20 protein-coding genes are annotated in these 18169 nt (G+C 43.9%); 3 read left to right on the plus strand and 17 right to left on the minus strand.

From position 1 onward, the window contains the following. Positions 1 to 6 precede the first annotated feature (6 nt). Both ACT17O_RS07630 and cdaA read right to left on the minus strand, forming a co-directional pair. Positions 7 to 804 carry a CdaR family protein gene (locus tag ACT17O_RS07630; protein ID WP_042768602.1) on the minus strand — a complete coding sequence of 266 codons (798 nt, stop codon included), beginning with the start codon at positions 802 to 804 and terminating at the stop codon, positions 7 to 9. Further along, positions 791 to 1648: a diadenylate cyclase CdaA gene (gene cdaA, locus ACT17O_RS07635; RefSeq protein WP_042768603.1), complete on the minus strand. Its 858-nt coding sequence runs from the start codon at positions 1646 to 1648 to the stop codon at positions 791 to 793. Before cdaA ends, ACT17O_RS07630 begins: the two co-directional genes overlap by 14 nt. A 136-nt stretch (positions 1649 to 1784) precedes the next feature. On the opposite strand from cdaA, the gene ACT17O_RS07640 reads away from it, so the two are divergent. Next, positions 1785 to 2753, plus strand: coding sequence for an NAD(P)/FAD-dependent oxidoreductase (locus ACT17O_RS07640; protein WP_096406394.1), 969 nt, complete (start codon positions 1785 to 1787; stop codon positions 2751 to 2753). Between the two features lie 32 nt (positions 2754 to 2785). Here ACT17O_RS07640 and whiA read toward each other — a convergent pair whose 3' ends face one another. From whiA to ACT17O_RS07685, 9 genes are all read right to left on the minus strand, one after another. Continuing rightward, a complete protein-coding gene (gene whiA / locus ACT17O_RS07645) occupies positions 2786 to 3697 on the minus strand; it encodes a DNA-binding protein WhiA (RefSeq protein ID WP_042902710.1) in 912 nt (303 codons plus the stop codon). Beyond that, entirely contained in the window at positions 3694 to 4671 is a 978-nt protein-coding gene (locus tag ACT17O_RS07650) for a YvcK family protein (protein WP_444817369.1), read from the minus strand. Before ACT17O_RS07650 ends, whiA begins: the two co-directional genes overlap by 4 nt. After that, positions 4668 to 5558 carry an RNase adapter RapZ gene (rapZ, locus tag ACT17O_RS07655; protein ID WP_096406386.1) on the minus strand — a complete coding sequence of 297 codons (891 nt, stop codon included), beginning with the start codon at positions 5556 to 5558 and terminating at the stop codon, positions 4668 to 4670. Before rapZ ends, ACT17O_RS07650 begins: the two co-directional genes overlap by 4 nt. Before the next feature lie 51 nt (positions 5559 to 5609). Then, on the minus strand, positions 5610 to 5990 hold the full coding sequence (locus tag ACT17O_RS07660) for a RidA family protein (RefSeq protein WP_001140420.1): 381 nt from the start codon (positions 5988 to 5990) through the stop codon (positions 5610 to 5612). A gap of 9 nt (positions 5991 to 5999) precedes the next feature. Further along, positions 6000 to 6587 carry a ribosome biogenesis GTP-binding protein YihA/YsxC gene (yihA, locus tag ACT17O_RS07665; protein ID WP_000405203.1) on the minus strand — a complete coding sequence of 196 codons (588 nt, stop codon included), beginning with the start codon at positions 6585 to 6587 and terminating at the stop codon, positions 6000 to 6002. Between the two features lie 8 nt (positions 6588 to 6595). Continuing rightward, complete coding sequence (gene clpX, locus ACT17O_RS07670) at positions 6596 to 7828, minus strand: ATP-dependent Clp protease ATP-binding subunit ClpX (RefSeq protein ID WP_002874765.1); 1233 nt, start codon at positions 7826 to 7828, stop codon at positions 6596 to 6598. 201 nt (positions 7829 to 8029) lie between these two features. Further along, positions 8030 to 8536 (minus strand): dihydrofolate reductase, encoded by a 507-nt coding sequence (locus ACT17O_RS07675; RefSeq protein WP_084940539.1) that lies wholly within the window; start codon positions 8534 to 8536, stop codon positions 8030 to 8032. A gap of 118 nt (positions 8537 to 8654) precedes the next feature. Continuing rightward, entirely contained in the window at positions 8655 to 9329 is a 675-nt protein-coding gene (gene cmk / locus ACT17O_RS07680) for a (d)CMP kinase (RefSeq protein WP_444817370.1), read from the minus strand. A gap of 9 nt (positions 9330 to 9338) precedes the next feature. Further along, complete coding sequence (locus ACT17O_RS07685) at positions 9339 to 9848, minus strand: SAG1386/EF1546 family surface-associated protein (protein WP_000410193.1); 510 nt, start codon at positions 9846 to 9848, stop codon at positions 9339 to 9341. A gap of 45 nt (positions 9849 to 9893) precedes the next feature. Here ACT17O_RS07685 and ACT17O_RS07690 point away from each other — a divergent pair, with 45 nt between their 5' ends. Continuing rightward, positions 9894 to 10097 (plus strand): ferredoxin, encoded by a 204-nt coding sequence (locus ACT17O_RS07690; RefSeq protein ID WP_002874767.1) that lies wholly within the window; start codon positions 9894 to 9896, stop codon positions 10095 to 10097. Positions 10098 to 10188: 91 nt separating this feature from the next. On the opposite strand, the gene ACT17O_RS07695 is transcribed toward ACT17O_RS07690, so the two are convergent. The 6 genes from ACT17O_RS07695 to ACT17O_RS07720 form a co-directional block, all read right to left on the minus strand. Beyond that, on the minus strand, positions 10189 to 11139 hold the full coding sequence (locus ACT17O_RS07695; RefSeq protein WP_444817371.1) for a glycosyltransferase family 2 protein: 951 nt from the start codon (positions 11137 to 11139) through the stop codon (positions 10189 to 10191). A gap of 1 nt (position 11140) precedes the next feature. Further along, positions 11141 to 12160, minus strand: coding sequence for a UDP-glucose 4-epimerase GalE (gene galE, locus ACT17O_RS07700; RefSeq protein WP_070535035.1), 1020 nt, complete (start codon positions 12158 to 12160; stop codon positions 11141 to 11143). A 101-nt stretch (positions 12161 to 12261) separates the two neighbouring features. Continuing rightward, entirely contained in the window at positions 12262 to 13365 is a 1104-nt protein-coding gene (locus ACT17O_RS07705) for an NAD(P)/FAD-dependent oxidoreductase (RefSeq protein WP_444817372.1), read from the minus strand. A gap of 16 nt (positions 13366 to 13381) precedes the next feature. Continuing rightward, on the minus strand, positions 13382 to 14179 hold the full coding sequence (locus tag ACT17O_RS07710) for a Nif3-like dinuclear metal center hexameric protein (RefSeq protein ID WP_444817373.1): 798 nt from the start codon (positions 14177 to 14179) through the stop codon (positions 13382 to 13384). Continuing rightward, positions 14166 to 14843, minus strand: a complete 678-nt coding sequence (locus ACT17O_RS07715; RefSeq protein WP_444817374.1) for a tRNA (adenine(22)-N(1))-methyltransferase — start codon at positions 14841 to 14843, stop codon at positions 14166 to 14168. Before ACT17O_RS07715 ends, ACT17O_RS07710 begins: the two co-directional genes overlap by 14 nt. Before the next feature lie 101 nt (positions 14844 to 14944). Continuing rightward, entirely contained in the window at positions 14945 to 17281 is a 2337-nt protein-coding gene (locus ACT17O_RS07720) for a cation-translocating P-type ATPase (protein ID WP_444817867.1), read from the minus strand. Between the two features lie 132 nt (positions 17282 to 17413). Here ACT17O_RS07720 and ACT17O_RS07725 point away from each other — a divergent pair, with 132 nt between their 5' ends. Beyond that, positions 17414 to 18163: a lysophospholipid acyltransferase family protein gene (locus ACT17O_RS07725; RefSeq protein ID WP_444817375.1), complete on the plus strand. Its 750-nt coding sequence runs from the start codon at positions 17414 to 17416 to the stop codon at positions 18161 to 18163. The last annotated feature ends 6 nt before the right edge of the window (positions 18164 to 18169 follow it).

Raw genomic sequence — 18169 nt, forward strand, 5'->3', positions numbered from 1 at the left:
TTTTATTTATTCTTGTTTAGACGAGTCTGGTTTTGTTTCTGAACTCGTTGAAGACGAGCTGCTAGTCGAGGACCCTGTTGATGAGGTCGTTGACGAAGAACTCGAGCTAGACGATACTGTTTTGGTTGTAATTTTCATTGTAGTGTCAAATGGCATAATGACGCTTGGCAAGACATTTCCATTTTTATCAACTGCTTGTAGAGGAACAGAGCCTGAATAGTTACCTGTTATCCGTTCACTCGTTGGCAAGATGGCAATGACACGATCTACTCTAGAGAGAGTTTCCTCGTCACTAATAACCGTTACTTTTTCATCTGACACAGTGACTGTATCAATTTTCACTCGAGAATCAATCTGGCTAGGATCAATCTCAGGCACAACGATTACATTATCTCGTTTTGCTTTTTTACCGACCTTGACTGTTATCTTTTGCGGAGTTGCAACAGCCGTCAAACCACTTGGTAAATTTTCAATGGTTAGAGGAACTTCGATGGTTCCTACACTGGCATTGGTTAAGTCAGCTTTGACCTTGAATTTCCGAGTGCTTTCCTGCATTTCACTCGCCAATGCAACTCTGTTTGACCCTGTCAGAAAGACGGTCACTTCAGAGGTAAAGCCACTAATAAAGTACTGATCGCTGTCGTACTGAATATCGATTGGGACATTAAGAACCGTATTGGTATAGGTTTCTGTCCTCACCTGTCTGGCGCTATTGCTATTCTGATAGTTTGTAGAAGTCGCATAGATAAAGAGGATGCAGGCGAAAAAGAAGGAAGAAATAATATAAAGACTATTTTTTCTCATGTTTCAATCCTCCTAGCAAACGCTCTTTCAGACCTTGTTTTTTCTCTGATGTTGGAAGCAAGATTCTTCTTAATTCAGATTCAAACTCTTCCAAGGTCAAATCATGCTTAAAGACTCCATTATAGGTGATTGAGATTCCGCCTGTTTCCTCTGAAACCACAAAGGTAAGAGCATCTGATACTTCCGACAAACCAATCGCTGCCCTGTGACGTGTCCCAAACTCCTTGGAAATTCCTGTATTTTCAGTCAGGGGTAGGTAGGCTGAAGTTACGGCAATCCGATCTTCTCTGACAATGACCGCACCATCGTGCAAGGGAGTATTGGGGATAAAGATATTAATCAATAACTCGGATGAGATTTTCGCATCTAGAGGAATCCCAGTTGAGATATATTCCTGCAAGGTTCTCACTCGCTGAACAGCAACCAGAGCACCTATCTTACGCGGACTCATGTACTCGACTGATTTGACAAAGGCACGAACCATTTGCTCTTCCGCACTAATAGGGGCATTGTAGAAGAAATCAGTAGCTCGCCCCAATCTCTCCAAACCAGTCCGAATCTCTGGCGAGAAGATAACCACCGCTGCGATGACCCCGTAGGTGATAATCTGATTGATCAACCATGAAATGGTCGTTAAGCCAATCATATTGGACAGAATCTGACCTAGAATAAAGACCAAAACTCCCCGAACCAATATCATGATTTTAGTCCCTGCAATCGCTTTGGTAAAATGGTATAAAATATAAGTCACAATCAAAATATCAATCAGATTGATGACTATCGTCCAAGGACTTGAAAACAAACTCGTCCAGTATTGCCAATTGGATAATTGTTGAAAATTCATCCCTGGCCTCCTCCCTGTCAAAACACTTTCCGTACTATTATACCATTTTCTACTCATTTTTTCCCCATCCTACTTCATTTTAAATTAAGCAAAATTATGATAAAATAAACTGACTAGAAAAAACGAAGGAGAAATCATGTCTCAACTCTATGATATTACTATTGTAGGTGGCGGTCCTGTCGGCCTCTTTGCTGCCTTTTACGCCCACCTACGCCAAGCCAAAGTCAAAATCATTGACTCCCTTCCCCAGCTCGGTGGTCAACCAGCCATCCTCTATCCTGAGAAGCAAATCCTTGATGTGCCAGGTTTTCCAAACTTAACCGGAGAAGAGTTGACCAATCGCTTGATTGAACAGCTAAACGGCTTTGAAACACCTGTTCACCTCAACGAAACTGTTCTTGAAATAGTGAAACAAGATGAAGGTTTTACCATCACAACCAACAAGGGAAGCCACCTGACCAAAACAGTCATCATTGCCATGGGTGGTGGCGCCTTTAAACCGCGTCCGCTCGAACTAGATGGTGTCGAAAACTATGAAAATATCCACTACCACGTTGCCAATATCCAGCAATACGCTGGTAAGAAAGTGACCATCCTTGGTGGAGGGGACTCAGCAGTTGACTGGGCATTGGCTTTCGAAAAAATTGCCCCAACTACTCTCGTTCACCGTCGAGATAACTTCCGCGCCTTGGAACACAGTGTGCAAGCCCTGCAAGCATCATCTGTGACTATCAAGACACCATTCGTTCCTAGCCAACTCCTTGGAGATGGAAAAACACTTGATAAACTGGAAATTACAAAAGTCAAATCGGATGAAGCCGAAACGATTGAGGTAGACCACCTCTTTGTCAACTACGGCTTCAAGTCTTCTGTCGGAAATCTTAAAAACTGGGGTCTAGATCTCAACCGTCATAAGATTATCGTCAATAGCAAACAAGAATCTAGCCAAGCAGGTATCTATGCTATCGGAGACTGCTGCTACTACGAAGGAAAGATTGATTTGATTGCCACAGGACTTGGAGAAGCACCTACAGCTGTGAACAATGCTATCAACTACATCGACCCTGACCAAAAAGTACAACCCAAACACTCAACCAGTTTATAAGAAAAGAACCACGGATTTACTAATCCGTGGTTTTATAGCTCATCTGCAATCTTGTTTATTTTTCTCAGTCTGTGATTGACACCACTCTTGGTCAGGGGATTGCTGAGGCTATCTGCCAACTGCTGGATAGAGTAGTCTGGGTGCTGGATTCGCAACTGAGCCACCTCTTGCAAATCCACGGGTAAATTTTCCAAGCCCATTCTATCTTTGATTTTACTGATATTATTGATGGTTTTCATGCTGGCAGAAACTGTTCGAGCGATATTAGCTGTCTCGGCATTATTGGCTCGATTGAGATCGTTACGTGTTTCACGCAAAATCTTGACGCGCTCAAAATTATCACGCGCCTGCATGGCCCCAATCACAATCAAGAAATCCATGATGTCCTCTGCACGCTGGAGATAGGTAACTGCACCTTTCTTTCGCTCAATAACCTTGGCATCCAGTAAGAATTGCTGGAGGAGAGAGGCCAGTCCTTGGGCGTGGTCCAGATAAACAGAACTGATCTCCAGCTGGTATTTGCCAGACTCAGGATCACGGATACTTCCATTTGCCAGAAAGGCCCCACATAAATAAGCACGACCTGCTTCTTCATCTGCTAAAATATCAGGATCGATGCCCGTCTCCAAACCAAAGAAGGAATCCGCAAGCCGCAAATCAGCTAAAAGCTCCTGTACCCTCTCATCAGTGTAGACCGTATAGACACGGTTCTTGCGAAGATTGCTTCTCTGATGGTGACGAATCTCTGACTTGATTTCATAAAAATGGAGAAAGGACTCATAAAGGTGCCGAGCTAACTTGGCATTTTCAGTCACAACAGACAGGGTCAAGCCCGAAGTTGAGAGACCAATACTACCTGACATCTTGATGATGGCTGATAATTCATGACGACTGAGATGGTGCTGACCAAGAATTTCTTCTTTTACTGCAACTGTAAAACTCATTTTCGCACCTGTATAATTCGCATCAATTCATCCACAATCAAATCGCCATCATGGAAGGCTCCTCCATTTTCCAAACGAAGGAAATTGGAAGAAATCACACGAGGAACCTGCTTGCAAAGACCAGCAAAATCATGCTCTACCTGTACCAAATATTCATCGAAACGGTTGGTATCCATGTATTCTCTAGGAACCTTTTCAATATTGACCAAGACCGTATCAATAAAAGGCCGACCTAGATGGCGATGGAGGACTTCCACATGGTCACTGTCTGAAAAGTGCTCTGTTTCCCCACGTTGGGTCATGATATTGCAGACATAGGCTATTTCTGCCTTGGTCTCCAAGAGTGCTTGTCCAATCTCTTCGATCACGATATTGGGTAAAATCGATGTAAAGAGGGAACCAGGACCCAAGACGATCATGTCACTCTCGAGAATAGTAGTGACTACTCGACGGCTGGCTTGGGGTGTTTCATCATCCAAGGTATTGGTCACATAGACATGGTCGATCATGCCTGGATGATCTGCAATATGGCTCTCACCCGCCACCTCAGAACCGTCTTTAAAGACTGCATGTAGCGTCAAAGGGTGGTCACTTGATGGGTAAATCTTCCCTGTTGTATGGAAAAAGAGACTTAGTAGCTGCATGGCATTGTAAGTAGATCCCTGCATTTCAGAAAGGCCTGCGATGATGAGATTCCCTAGGGGATGACCAGCAAAAGCGCCAGCCTCTTCTGAGAATCGGTACTGAAAAACCTTCTCATAAAACTTGGGCATATCCGACATGGCCACCAAAACATTACGAAGATCTCCAGGCGGTGTCAGTTGTTGGATATTCTTTCTTAACTCACCAGAAGATCCACCATCATCGGCGACTGTTACGATGGCTGCAATCTCAACATCCTTTTCCCGCAAACTTTTCAAAATGACGGGGATACCTGTTCCTCCACCAATCACCGTTATTTTAGGTTTTCTCATGAACGGTTTACCGTTTCCTTTCTTCGGTCTTTGTCACGATGGCTTTCATTGACAGGCCAGTTTTTAGCTAGGTCCTCTGCGATTCGCTTGGCAAAGGCAACACTACGGTGCTGTCCACCTGTACATCCCACTGCAATGGTCAAAACAGACTTGCCTTCTTTCTTGTAACTTGGCAAAATCGGCTCAATCAAGGCAAGCAAGTGCTGATAGAAACTTTCTGATTCTGCATGTTTCATGACATAGTTGTAGACAGGCTCATCCATCCCCGTTTGATTGCGCAGTTCTGGTAGGTAATAGGGATTTGGCAAGAAACGGACATCAAATACCAAGTCCGCATCGATAGGGATGCCGTACTTGAATCCAAAAGACATGACCTCGATACGGAAAGACTGGGCTTGTTCTTGGTCCGAAAATTGCTCAGCAATGGTTTTACGAAGTTCACGCGGGGTAAGTTCTGTCGTATCCACCACATTTTGGCTCATGTTTTTCAAAGGTGCCAAAAGTTCACGTTCCAGCTTAATCCCATCTAAAATTCGACCATCTGCTGCTAGAGGGTGACTCCGTCTGGTTTCCTTGTAACGGGCTACCAATTCCTTATCTTTGGCATCCAAAAAGAGGATTTTGAAATCCAAATCATCTTGATTTTCCAACTCATCCAAAACAGCTTGAATCTCTGAGAAGAAAGAACGGCTACGCATGTCCACTACCAAAGCCAGTTTGTGGTCATCATCTTTGGTTTCGACCAACTGTAAAAACTTTGGCAAGAGGGCTGGCGGCATGTTGTCAATGGTGAAATATCCTAAATCCTCGAAGGACTGAATGGCTACGGTTTTTCCTGCACCACTCATCCCTGTCACAATCACTAGGTGAAGTTGTTTTTTTGTCATCTATCTCTCCTTATATCAAAAGAAGTTTGGCAAAACCAAACTTCAACTAGCTTATCCAATCTCTGCGATGACTTCAATTTCGACTTTCACATCGCGAGGAAGACGAGCTACTTCCACAGCTGAACGAGCTGGGAATTCCTCTTTGAAGGCCGTTTGGTAAACCTCATTAAAAGGAACAAAGTCGTTCATATCGCTCAAGAAGCAAGTTGTTTTGACAACGTGATCAAAGTCCGTTCCCGCTTCTGCCAAAATAGCACCAATGTTTTTCAAGACTTGTTCTGTCTGTTCTTGGATGGTCTCTCCTACAATCTCCCCAGTTTCAGGCGAAAGAGGAACTTGCCCACTCGCAAACAATAGATTGCCAACGATTTTCCCTTGAACATAAGGCCCGATTGCTTTTGGAGCCTTGTCTGTGTGAATTGTTTTTGCCATTTCTTTCCCTCACAATTTTTCTAATATTGCATCCCAAGCCTGATCCATCCCTGCCTTGCTGACTGATGAAAAGAGAATGAAGTCGTCACTTGGATCAAAGTTTAATTTCTTTTTGATTGCAGATTCATGTTTGTTCCACTTACCACGAGGAATCTTATCTGCCTTAGTCGCAACGATGATGACCGGAATCTCATAATACTTGAGAAATTCATACATCTGCACATCATCTGCCGATGGGTCGTGGCGGAGGTCCACCAAACTGACAACCGCACGGAGATTTTCACGAGTCGTTAGGTACTCCTCAATCATGCGGCCCCACTTTTCACGTTCCTTTTTGGAAACGCGGGCATAGCCATACCCAGGCACATCCACAAAACGCATCTTGTCATCAATATTGAAGAAGTTGAGTAACTGGGTTTTCCCAGGTTTCCCTGATGTACGAGCGAGATTTTTGCGGTTGAGCATGGTGTTGATAAAGCTGGACTTCCCAACATTGGAGCGCCCTGCAAGGGCAATCTCTGGCAGTTCATCCTGCGGATAATGAGACTTATTGGCCGCACTGAGCAAGATTTCAGCATTGTGTGTATTGATTTCCATGGTCACCTCTAGGCTGTTTCTAGGATTGGTTTTTCCGTTCCATCGACAGCTTCTTTTGTGATGCGGACCAATTTCACATTTTCTTGACTTGGCACTTCAAACATAACATCTAGCATGGTTTCTTCGATGATTGATCGAAGACCACGTGCACCAGTTTTGCGTTCGATAGCCTTATTGGCGATTTCTTGAAGGGCTTCATCGTCAAATTCCAATTCAACATCATCATAAGAAAGCAAGGTTTGGTATTGTTTGACCAAGGCGTTTCTTGGTTCTTTCAAGATGCGAACCAAGTCATCAACCGTCAATTGCTCAAGAGCTGCAAAGACAGGCAAGCGTCCAATCAACTCAGGGATAATCCCAAATTTTTGAATATCTTCAGCGATGATTTCTTGCATGTATGAGCTGTTTTCATCAATCGCCTTGTTATTTTGGCCAAAACCGATGACTTTTTCTCCCAGACGTTGTTTCACAATTTCTTCGATGCCATCAAAAGCACCACCCACGATGAAGAGGATATTCTTGGTATCTACCTGAATCATCTCTTGTTGCGGATGTTTGCGTCCACCTTGAGGCGGTACACTGGCTACAGTTCCCTCAATAATCTTGAGAAGAGCTTGTTGTACCCCTTCACCCGAAACATCACGTGTGATAGACACATTCTCACTCTTCTTGGCAATCTTGTCAATTTCGTCCACGTAGATAATCCCACGTTCTGCACGTTCGATGTTAAAGTCAGCGGCCTGCAAGAGTTTGAGGAGGATATTTTCCACATCCTCACCCACATACCCAGCCTCAGTCAGAGCTGTCGCATCAGCAATAGCAAAAGGTACATTCAAGCTCTTAGCCAAAGTCTGAGCCAAGAAAGTTTTCCCAGAACCAGTTGGACCAATCATCAAAATGTTTGACTTCTGCAAATCCACATCTTCTGATTCTTCACGCGTATCGTGAAAATTGATGCGTTTATAGTGATTGTACACAGCCACTGCCAAGGCACGTTTGGCACGATCCTGACCAATCACATAGTGGTTTAAGATATTGAGGAGTTCGATTGGTTTTGGTACTTCAGACAAGTCTGCCAAAACTTCCTCGGCCAACTCCTCCCGAATGATTTCCTGGGCCAACTCCACACATTCATTACAGATAAAGGCGTTGTTCCCAGCGATTATTTTCTTTACTTCTTCTTGGCTTTTGCCACAAAATGAGCAATAAACCATCATATCATTTTTCCTATTTGTAGGCATGATTTCCTTCCATTCTAATTTATCATTCTATCTAAAATAAGGTCATATAAAAAGCGTGGACACTGTTGACCAGATTGGTAAAAGCATTCAACCAGAGTAAGGCAGACAGTCCATAGCGCTTCTTACGAAAAGCCTGTACTCCAGTCAAAATACAGATCACACACAAAAAAGCTGTAAAAAATCCAAATATACTGCGCTCCATTAGACTTCCTTTCTATCTCGGTATTCGATGGTAAAATCATAGTCGTTTTTCTCATCACGGGTGTAAGATTTGCTTGCTACTGTCTCAAAACGAGACAAGTCAAACTCCTCAGGAAAATAGGTATCTCCCTCCACCTGAGCATGAATCTGCGTCACGATGATTTCATCTAAATAAGGCTCAAAAGCCTGAAAAATCTGCTTTCCGCCAATGATATAGAGATTTTTTTCCTGACTCTGATACCACGCTAAAACAGACTCCACATCTTGAAATACGAGCGCCCCATCTATGATTTCTTCGCTATTGCGCGTTAAAATCAGGGTTTGCCGTTTTGGAAGCAGACGACGTCCCATGCCATCAAAGGTCACTCGCCCCATCAGTATAGCATGATTTAAAGTTGTTTCCTTAAAATGTTGCAACTCTGCTGGCAAATGCCAAGGGAGACGATCTTCCTTCCCAATCACACCTTTTTCATCTTGGGCCCAAATGGCTATGATTTTCTTTGTCATGCTTCCGTCCTTTTTATTGATACTACTATTTTATCAAAATTCTCCCAAAAAGGCTGTTTTGAAACGCGCGCAAAAGAGAGAAAAGGAGCAGGCTTCATTTAGCCTGCTCCTCTCGTCCCTAGGACGTATATTTTTTTGCTTCTGATTCAATTTTTTCAACCACTTCTTGGATACTTAGTCCAGTTGTGTCAAGATAAACTGCATCCTCAGCCTGTCTAAGAGGTGAGGTTTCACGATGACTATCCTTGTAGTCACGTGCCGCAATTTCCTCTTTCAACGTTTCCAAGTCAGTTTCAATCCCTTTAGCAATATTTTCCTTGTAACGACGCTCTGCTCTTTCTTCAACAGAAGCCACTAGGAAAATCTTGAGTTCAGCTTTTGGTAAAACAACTGTCCCGATATCACGCCCATCCATGACGATACCACCTTGCTGAGCAATCTCTTGCTGGAGCGAAACCAGTTTCTCACGCACCTCAGGAATGGCAGCAATGCTTGAAACCTTGTTGGTCACTTCATTTTCACGAATCGGATGCGTAATCTCAACATCCCCTACAAAAACAAGTTGCTCACCTGTTTCTGAACGACCAAAACTAATGGGGTGTTGGTTAAGAAGCTCAAGAAGTTGGTCTACATTTCCTGCATCCAACTGGTGCTTGAGCGCTATATAAGTCGCAGCACGGTACATAGCACCTGTATCGAGATAAGTGTAACCAAAATCTTTAGCGACAATCTTTGCGACCGTACTCTTACCACTCGAAGCTGGACCATCGATAGCAATTTGAATTGTCTTCATGACCGACTCCTATCTTGTCTTAATCACATCACCTGGGTTGGCAAACCAAGATCCAGATGACATGTGAGAAGGATTTAGGGCTTCTAGCTGGGCAATGGAAATCCCTGCACGTTGAGCAAGAGCTGCTTCTCCCTCTCCAGGCTGTACTGTAAGTGTTCCTTCACCCTCTGTAGTATGTTCTTCCGAACTGCTCTGTGAAGGTGTTGATTCAGAAGAAGTTGTTTCCTCTACCTTGCTACTTGAAGATGATGATTCTTCCACTTTAGAACTTGAACTTGTAGAAGGAGACGATGCATCATAGAAGTCCTTCAAAGATGATGTACGATTGCTTCCACCGGTTGATAGGTAAATCAATACAACTACCATCGCTACAACAATTACAAAGAAGAGGCTAGCTAGAACTGTCAAGACACGATTGGCAACTACGCCTTTCCCTTTTTGTTTCCGGTGTCGACGCTCTGATCTTGTTTCTTCCTCATTGTTTTCGTAAATATCTTCTTGCCACGGTTCCTTTTCCATACCTTACTCCTTGTTTTTTTTTCATTTTCTTATTACAATATAAATATGAAAGTCACACTTATACCCGAACGGTGCATCGCCTGCGGGCTTTGCCAAACCTATTCTGAACTCTTTGATTACCATGATAATGGAATCGTTCGATTTTACGATGATCCAGTTGAATTGCAAAGAGAAATCGCTGAGACCAGCGATGTTCTGGAGGCCATCAAAAATTGTCCTACACGTGCACTTCTAAAAGATCCATCGTAGGAAGCAGGGAATGAATGTTATTGATTTTTTCTCATTTTTCCCACACCTACTAGTTTAGCATATTTCTAGGTAAAATTATAGTCTTTTTTGGTTATTTTTTTCCTTCAACAATAGAAAGGTCACTTTTTTCTTTGACCAGATAGAGTGGTCTTTTTTTGGTCTCTAGATAAATCTTACTGATATACTTGCCTAGAATCCCAATAGTCAGGAGTTGAATCCCTCCAAGAAAGAGAATGACAGCCATCAGAGAGGTCCAGCCAGATGTCGGATTCCCCAAGATAAGGGTCCGAAATACCACAAAAACAGTCATCATAAAAGAAATAAAACAAGACAGGAGCCCCGCTACAAAAGCTATACTCAAGGGAAAATCTGAAAAGTTGAGAATCCCTTCAATCGAGTAGAAAAAGAGCTGCCTAAAACTCCAACTGGTTTCGCCAGCCTGTCTTTCAACATTTGGATAATCAAGATAGTGCGTTCGAAAACCAACCCAGGCAAAGAGACCCTTAGAAAAACGATTGGATTCGGTCAAGGCTAAAATAGCATCCACCACAGACCTTCTCATCATCCGAAAATCACGGACACCCGAGGGCAAGGCTACTGGGCTAATTTTTTGCATGAGGCGGTAAAAGAGATTGGCACAGAAGCTTCGAAGGAAGGGTTCTCCCTCCCGACTAGTTCTCCGTGTCCCAACACAGTCCAAGTCTGCATTTTGGTCTAGTAAGGCCTTCATCTCAAGTAGCATACTGGGAGGATCCTGGAGGTCTGCATCCATCACGACCACCAGGTCTCCAGTTGCATACTGTAAGCCTGCATACAGAGCTGCTTCTTTCCCAAAATTTCGCGAGAAAGAAATGTAATGTACCGCAGGATTTTGCATCCGATAGGCCTTCAGCAAGTCTAATGTCCCATCACTAGACCCGTCATCCACAAAGACATACTCGATCTCTGCTCCCAATTCTGGAAGTAGTGCTTCAACAGACTGATAAAAAAGAGGAAGTACTTCCTCTTCGTTTAAACATGGGACAATGATTGAGATCATCATCTTAGTCTTCAAATCCATTTGGATGCTTGCTTTGCCAACGCCATGCGTCTTCACACATTTGCGTGATGCTGAGTTCTGCTTCCCAGCCCAGTTCAGCTTTGGCTTTTGCAGGGTCTGAGTAGCAGGCAGCGATATCACCTGGGCGGCGTTCTACGATGCGGTAAGGAATGGGACGTCCCACCGCTTTTTCCATGTTTTGGATAATTTCAAGAACTGAGTAGCCCTTACCTGTTCCAAGGTTGTAAATGTTAAGGCCTGAACCTTTTTGGATCTTTTGTAGAGCTGCAACGTGACCTTTGGCTAGGTCTACAACGTGGATATAGTCACGAACACCAGTCCCATCTTCCGTATCGTAATCATCTCCAAACACTTGCACTTGCTCTAGTTTACCAACTGCTACTTGTGAAACATAAGGCAAGAGATTGTTTGGAATTCCGTTAGGATTTTCTCCCAAGTCTCCACTTTCATGCGCTCCGATTGGGTTGAAGTAACGAAGCAAGACCACATTCCATTCTGAGTCTGCCTTGTAGATATCCGTCAAAATTTCCTCTAACATGAGCTTAGTACGGCCATATGGATTGGTCACTGAAAGTGGGAAATCTTCTAAGATTGGAACTGTATGAGGGTCTCCGTAAACTGTCGCCGAAGAACTGAAGATGATGTTCTTACAGTTATTTTCTTCCATGGCTTTTAGCAGGCTGACAGTTCCAGCGATATTGTTGTCATAGTAGGCAAGAGGGATACGTGTTGATTCACCAACAGCCTTCAAACCCGCAAAGTGAATCACACCAGTCGGCTCTTCCTGCTTGAAAATATCTCTGAGGGTATCTGTGTCACGGATATCTGCCTCATAAAAAGGAATCTCAACTCCTGTGATTCTTTCAACAACTTCTAAACTTTTACGATTGCTATTGACAAGATTATCCACCACAACCACTTGATGACCTGCTTGGATCAACTCAATAACAGTGTGGGTTCCGATAAATCCGGCACCGCCAGTTACCAAAATCTTTTCTTGCATCTTTTTTCCTCGATTCTCGGATTATTTTTTCTTATTTTATCATTTTTGATAGGGAATGTCATTTGCCATCCTAGGGGGGAGGCTAAAATTTCAGTAAAATTCTATTCTCTTTTTACTCGTTTGACATAGTTTGCAATTGGATAATTTACTGGATCCAAGGTCAACTCCTTGTCTTGGATCAGTTGAGCTAAGTGGTAACCAATGATAGGCCCAGTTGTGAGACCTGATGACCCTAGCCCACTAGCCGCATAGACACCTGCTAAGCCTGGGACTTGCCCAAAAAATGGAGAAAAATCACTGGTATAGGCACGGATTCCTACTCGCTCACCTCTTATAGTAGCTTCAGCCAAGGCTGGGTAGTATGGCAAGGCTGCTTCCTCCATTTGTTGGAGCAAGGCTTCATCTACCGTCAAGTCAAATCCCATATCATTTTCATGGGTAGCTCCTAGGGACAATTTCCCACCTGCAAAAGGAATCAAATCCCACTCACCCTCAGGCATAACAACAGGGTAAGATTCCATATCTAGGGTAAGTTGATAATCTCGTAATTGTCCCTTTTGGGGACGAACATCTACCACATATCCTAAAGGCCTCAAAATGTCTCCCAACCAAGCTCCCGTCGCCAAAATAACCTGTTCAAACACCTCTTCGCCAATCTGGTAGCCTGCTGATACAGGAGTCAGAGTCACTTTTTCTTTGACTAACTTGACTTGACTGACTTCCAGCAAACGAGTCACTAAGAGGTGGCCATCTACTCTCGCTCCACCAGAAGCATAGAGCAGGTGGTCAAATCTCTGCAAACCAGGGAATAATTCATTTGCAGACGCTTGGTCTAAAATGGCTAACTGGCCTATCAAGGGAGAATCTTCCCTACGCTGAAGGGCTAGCTCATAGAGTTCTTCCAACTTGGATTCATCCTTTTTCAAGAGAAAAACTCCTGAGCGTTGGTAAAAGTCAATTTCCTGGCCAGACTTTTCCAAATCAACCAATAGCTCCTCGTAAAAGTCCGCTCCCAAGCGTGCCATCTTGTACCAGGCCTTGTTTCGGCGTTTGGAAAACCAAGGACTGATAATTCCTGCTGCTGCCTTGGTAGCCTGACCCTGTCCATGGTCAAAAACGGTCACCTCTAAATCTGCTTCTTTGGCGAGGTAGTAGGCAGCAGTTGCCCCTACAATCCCTGCTCCAATAATGGCAACTTTTTTCATTGTCTTCACTTTCTAACTAGATATGGTGGAAAGGATTGGTCGATGCTTGACTAGGTATGATATCAATGGACCAATCCTTTTCTGCCTTCCATTGATTAAGGAGGTCAGCAATTTTTTCGACAAAAAGAATTTCGATATAGTGTCCCGGGTCCAGCGCCAACAAGCCATCAGACAGCATATCCTGTGCTGTATGGTAGTAGATATCACCAGTAATATAGACATCCGCCCCCTTTGCCAAAGCATCAGGATAGAAAGACTGACCACTACCACCGCAAATGGCAACTCTTGAAATAGGCTTCTGCAAATCACTCTCTTGGTAATGCACCATGCGAAGACTATCAAGATCAAAGACTTGCTTGACATGCTGGGCCAATACCCCAAAAGGCTGAGGCTGAATATTCCCAATCCGCCCAATCCCACGTTCTGGGCCTGTTTCCTGAAGATAAGTCGTCTCCTCAATACCTAGCATCTGACAGAACCAGTCATTGAGACCATTATCAACGATATCAATATTAGTATGGCTGACATAAACTGCGATGTCATGCTTGATGAGATGAATGTAAATCTGATTTTGTGGACGGCTGGCTACCAAATCCTTGATGGGACGGAAAATCGGCGCGTGCTTGACGATAATCAAATCCACACTCTTTTCAATGGCTTCAGCCACCGTCTCTTCACGAATATCCAGAGCAACCATGACTTTTTGGATATCCTTGTCTAGAGTACCGATTTGCAGGCCACGACTGTCTCCCTCCATTGAAAACTCCTGAGGACAAAAGGCTTCATAAGCTCTAATTACTTCACTTGCTAGCATGGAGCACCTCCTTGATGGCTTGAATTTTATCTACAAGAACTTGACGTTCCTCCAGATTTTTTTCTGGGATTTGACTAAGAGCAAACTCTAGCTTAGTAGCTTCTTTTTGCCACTTTTGAACGAAAACTGGGCTGACTTCCTTGGACAAGAAGGGTCCAAAGCGAAGATCACTTGCTGATAAGTACATCTCTCCAGCTTCCACCACTAGAATTTCATAAAACTTGCCAGCTTCTTCTAGGATGCTTTCTGCTACAATCTGAAATCCGTGGTCTTGTAGCCAGATGCGCAAGTCGTCCTCACGATTATTAGGCTGGAGGATTAAACGTTCTACACTCGCAAGTTTATCCAATCCTTCTTCTAATATGGTCGCAATCAAACGCCCTCCCATACCAGCAATGGTGATAATCGACACTTGGTCTTCCTCTTCAAAAGCCGCCAAGCCATTGGCTAAACGAACTTGGATTTTCTCCTTTAGACCATGAGCTTCAACATTCTTAAGCGCAGACTGGTAGGGACCATCCACCACCTCACCAGCAATGGCAGCTTCAATTTGCCCTCTCTCGACCAACTCGATAGGCAGATAAGCATGGTCACTCCCCACATCTAGTAAAATGGATCCTTGGGGCACAAAGGACGCCACCAATTCTAATCTCTTTGAAATCATCTTCTCTCACTTTCCAAAACTCTGTTACCTCTTATTATACCATATTTCAGCTAGCAATCTTGCTCCTAAAAAGACCGCAATCCACAGATTGCAGCCTTTCTTTATTTTCTAGCTTGATAACGACTGGTTAGAATGAAAATCACGGTAAAGACTAGCATCATGGCCCCATAAACAGGCAACGTTTGTCCTGTCAAAGTTGAAATTTCAAGCAGTTTTTGAATCATTGGGAAAAGAGCTGTAGCTAGGAAACCACCTACTGACCAGACAATCAAGAGGACACGCCAGAGGGTAAATGGCATGCAGGCTCTAAATACGGATAAGAATCCGATAGAGCCCAAGAGATAATAGAGGAGGGTTGAGATTTCTATCTCAGACCAACCTTGACTCGCTCCAAATATTTTCACAAAGAGAACGCTGAAGACGATCATAAGGGCACTTGGTAGGGCACGAAGCATGGATCTTCTGAGGAAATTTGGCTCAACAGGTTTGATATTTCGCTCAAAAGTCAAGACAAATGGCGGGAAACCTTCCACGAACTGGTCGATCATGGTAATCTGAATCGGAATGAAAGGGAAAATCAAAATCCACTCAGACCGTCCCAGCAGAACACTGGCGATACAGATGACTGCGAGCAAGAAGGAATAGATGGTCTTAATCAAGAAAATCGGTGCAATATGGGCAATGTTATTGACCACACGACGACCTTCAAAGAGAATCTCAGGAACATCATTAAAGTCTGAGTTCAAGAGAACCAGATTGGCAATCTGACGAGTCGCAGGATCTCCCTCAGCCATCACGATAGAGCAGTCTGCTTCACGAAGGGCCAGAATATCATTGACACCGTCTCCTGTCATAGCTGTTGTATGACCCGCTTTTTTCAGGGTTTGGATCAGTAGTTTCTTTTGATGAGGAGAAACACGTCCGAAAATCGCAGTCTCCTCCGCCATGGCCATCAATTCCTCATCCGTGATTTTTGAGCAATCTACATAGCTGTGATAGTCTGCGAAACCAGCCTTCTGGGCAATGCTGGATACAGTGACCGGATTGTCACCAGAGATAATCTTGAGGCCCACTTCCTGAGAACGGAGGTAGTCTAGTGTCTCTGCTGCTCCTTCTCGAATGGGGTCCAAAATTTCCAGCAAGGCCAGAGCCTGAATATCAGATGGTTTATGTGGTTTGTGATGATCTAGTTTTTCCTGACTGAGAGCCAAGACCAAGACACGAGAACCTCGTTCCAAGGCCTCTCTGGCTTCTGGTACTTCAGAGTCCAACAACATCTCAGGCGCCCCTAAGAAAACTGTCCCTAGCCCTTCCAACTCCATAGCTCCCCACTTGCGGTCGCTAGAGAAGGGAAGATTGGAAAGCATAGGGTAGGCAACCTTTCCTTGGAAACGCTGGCGAATGGCTTGAGCTGTAGGATTTTTATCCTCACTATGAGCGATATAGCTGGTCAGAATGCTGGCAATCGCATGCTCACCATACTCTTCGGTCAAAGGAAGAACAGCCTCCACCTGCATCTTTCCTTGGGTGATGGTTCCCGTCTTGTCCAAACAGAGCATATCCACGCGCGCCAAGGTCTCAACAGAGTACATCTCCTGAACCAAAACCTTTTTCAAGCCTAGCTTAATCACTGCAGTCAAGAGCGAAGTGATGGTCAAAAGGGCGATTCCCTTAGGCAACATACCCAAAAGTGCTGTCGACGAATTTACAACGGATGACTTGAGGTGCAAGCCTTTTAAAAGCAAGGCTTCTAGCAAGAGGGCCAGACCAAAGGGAATGATAATCTTCCCAGTAAAACCAGCTAGCTTGTCTAGCGATTTCATGATACGAGAGTTGATTGGTTTAACGGTCTTGGCTTCCAGCATGAGTTTGGAAGCATAGTTTTCTGCCCCGACATGGTGAACTTGAGCCAAAACTGCGCCACTGGCTAGGAAACTCCCTGATAAAAGCAAGGCATCCACTTCTTTTTGCACCAAATCACTCTCACCCGTCAACATAGCTTCATTGACTTCCGCAAAACCTTCCAAAACCAAGGCATCACTAGGAATCTGCTCTCCAGCAGACAAACGAATGACATCTCCTAGAACCAATTCTTCAGGATTGAGAGCGACTTCTTGACCATCACGGATGGTTTTGACCTTTTCCTTGGTCATGAGATTGAGCTTGTCCACCATGTGTTTGGCTCGCAGCTCGGTCACAATCCCAGAAAAAGCGTTAAAGCAAATAACGGCAAAGAAGACCAAATTGCTCCAAGCCTGCACAAAAGCTAGCGCCAAGGCAATGGCAAAGTTCAACGCGTTAAAAAGTGTAAAAACATTTCGTTTGATGATTTGCCAAGTACTGGTACTGGCTGAAGCGGTAAAGTCATTGGCCAAACCTTGAGCCTGTCTTTCCTTGACTTCTCTTTGGGTTAATCCCATAATCTTATTTTTATCCATAAATTCTATCATATCATTTTTTTTAAAAGAATTCTAATCCCATCTAAAACTGTTGGCTGATAACTGAAAAAGTTTGCCAGTAATCTTTTGATAAGGTATAATAATAAAAGCAATACAATCGAAGGAGATCTCATGTTTTATACTTATTTGCGTGGACTAGTCATGCTGATCTTGTGGTCCATCAATGGCAATGCCCACTATCACAATATTGATAAAATCCCTAGTAAAGATGAAAACTATATCCTGGTCGCACCTCACCGTACCTGGTGGGATCCTGTTTACATGGCCTTTGCGACCAAGCCAAAACAGTTCATCTTTATGGCCAAAAAAGAGCTGTTTAACAACCGCATCTTTGGCTGGTGGATCCGTATGTGTGGCGCCTTTCCTATCGACCGGGAAAATCCTAGCGCTTCTGCTATCAAATACCCTATCAATGTCCTCAAAAAAAGTGACCGCTCCCTTATCATGTTTCCTAGTGGTAGTCGCCACTCGACAGATGTCAAAGGCGGAGTTGCTCTGATTGCCAAAATGGCTAAGGTACGTATCATGCCAGTTACCTATACTGGTCCCATGACCTTAAATGGTTTGGTTAGCCGTGAACGTGTGGATATGAACTTTGGAAATCCTATCGATATCTCAGACATTAAGAAAATGAATGATGAAGGAATCGAAATGGTTGCAGATCGTATCCAAGCAGAATTCCAACGTTTGGACGAAGAAACCAAGCAATGGCACAATGATCAAAAACCAAATCCACTCTGGTGGTTTGTCCGCATCCCTGCCCTTATCCTTGCTGTGATTGTTGGTATCCTAACGATTATCTTTACCTTCATCGCAAGCTTTATCTGGAATCCAGATAAGAAGAGAGAGTCTCTTGGTTAAAAAATA

The organism is Streptococcus sp. HJ1 (assembly GCF_052399005.1).
Taxonomy (GTDB): domain Bacteria; phylum Bacillota; class Bacilli; order Lactobacillales; family Streptococcaceae; genus Streptococcus.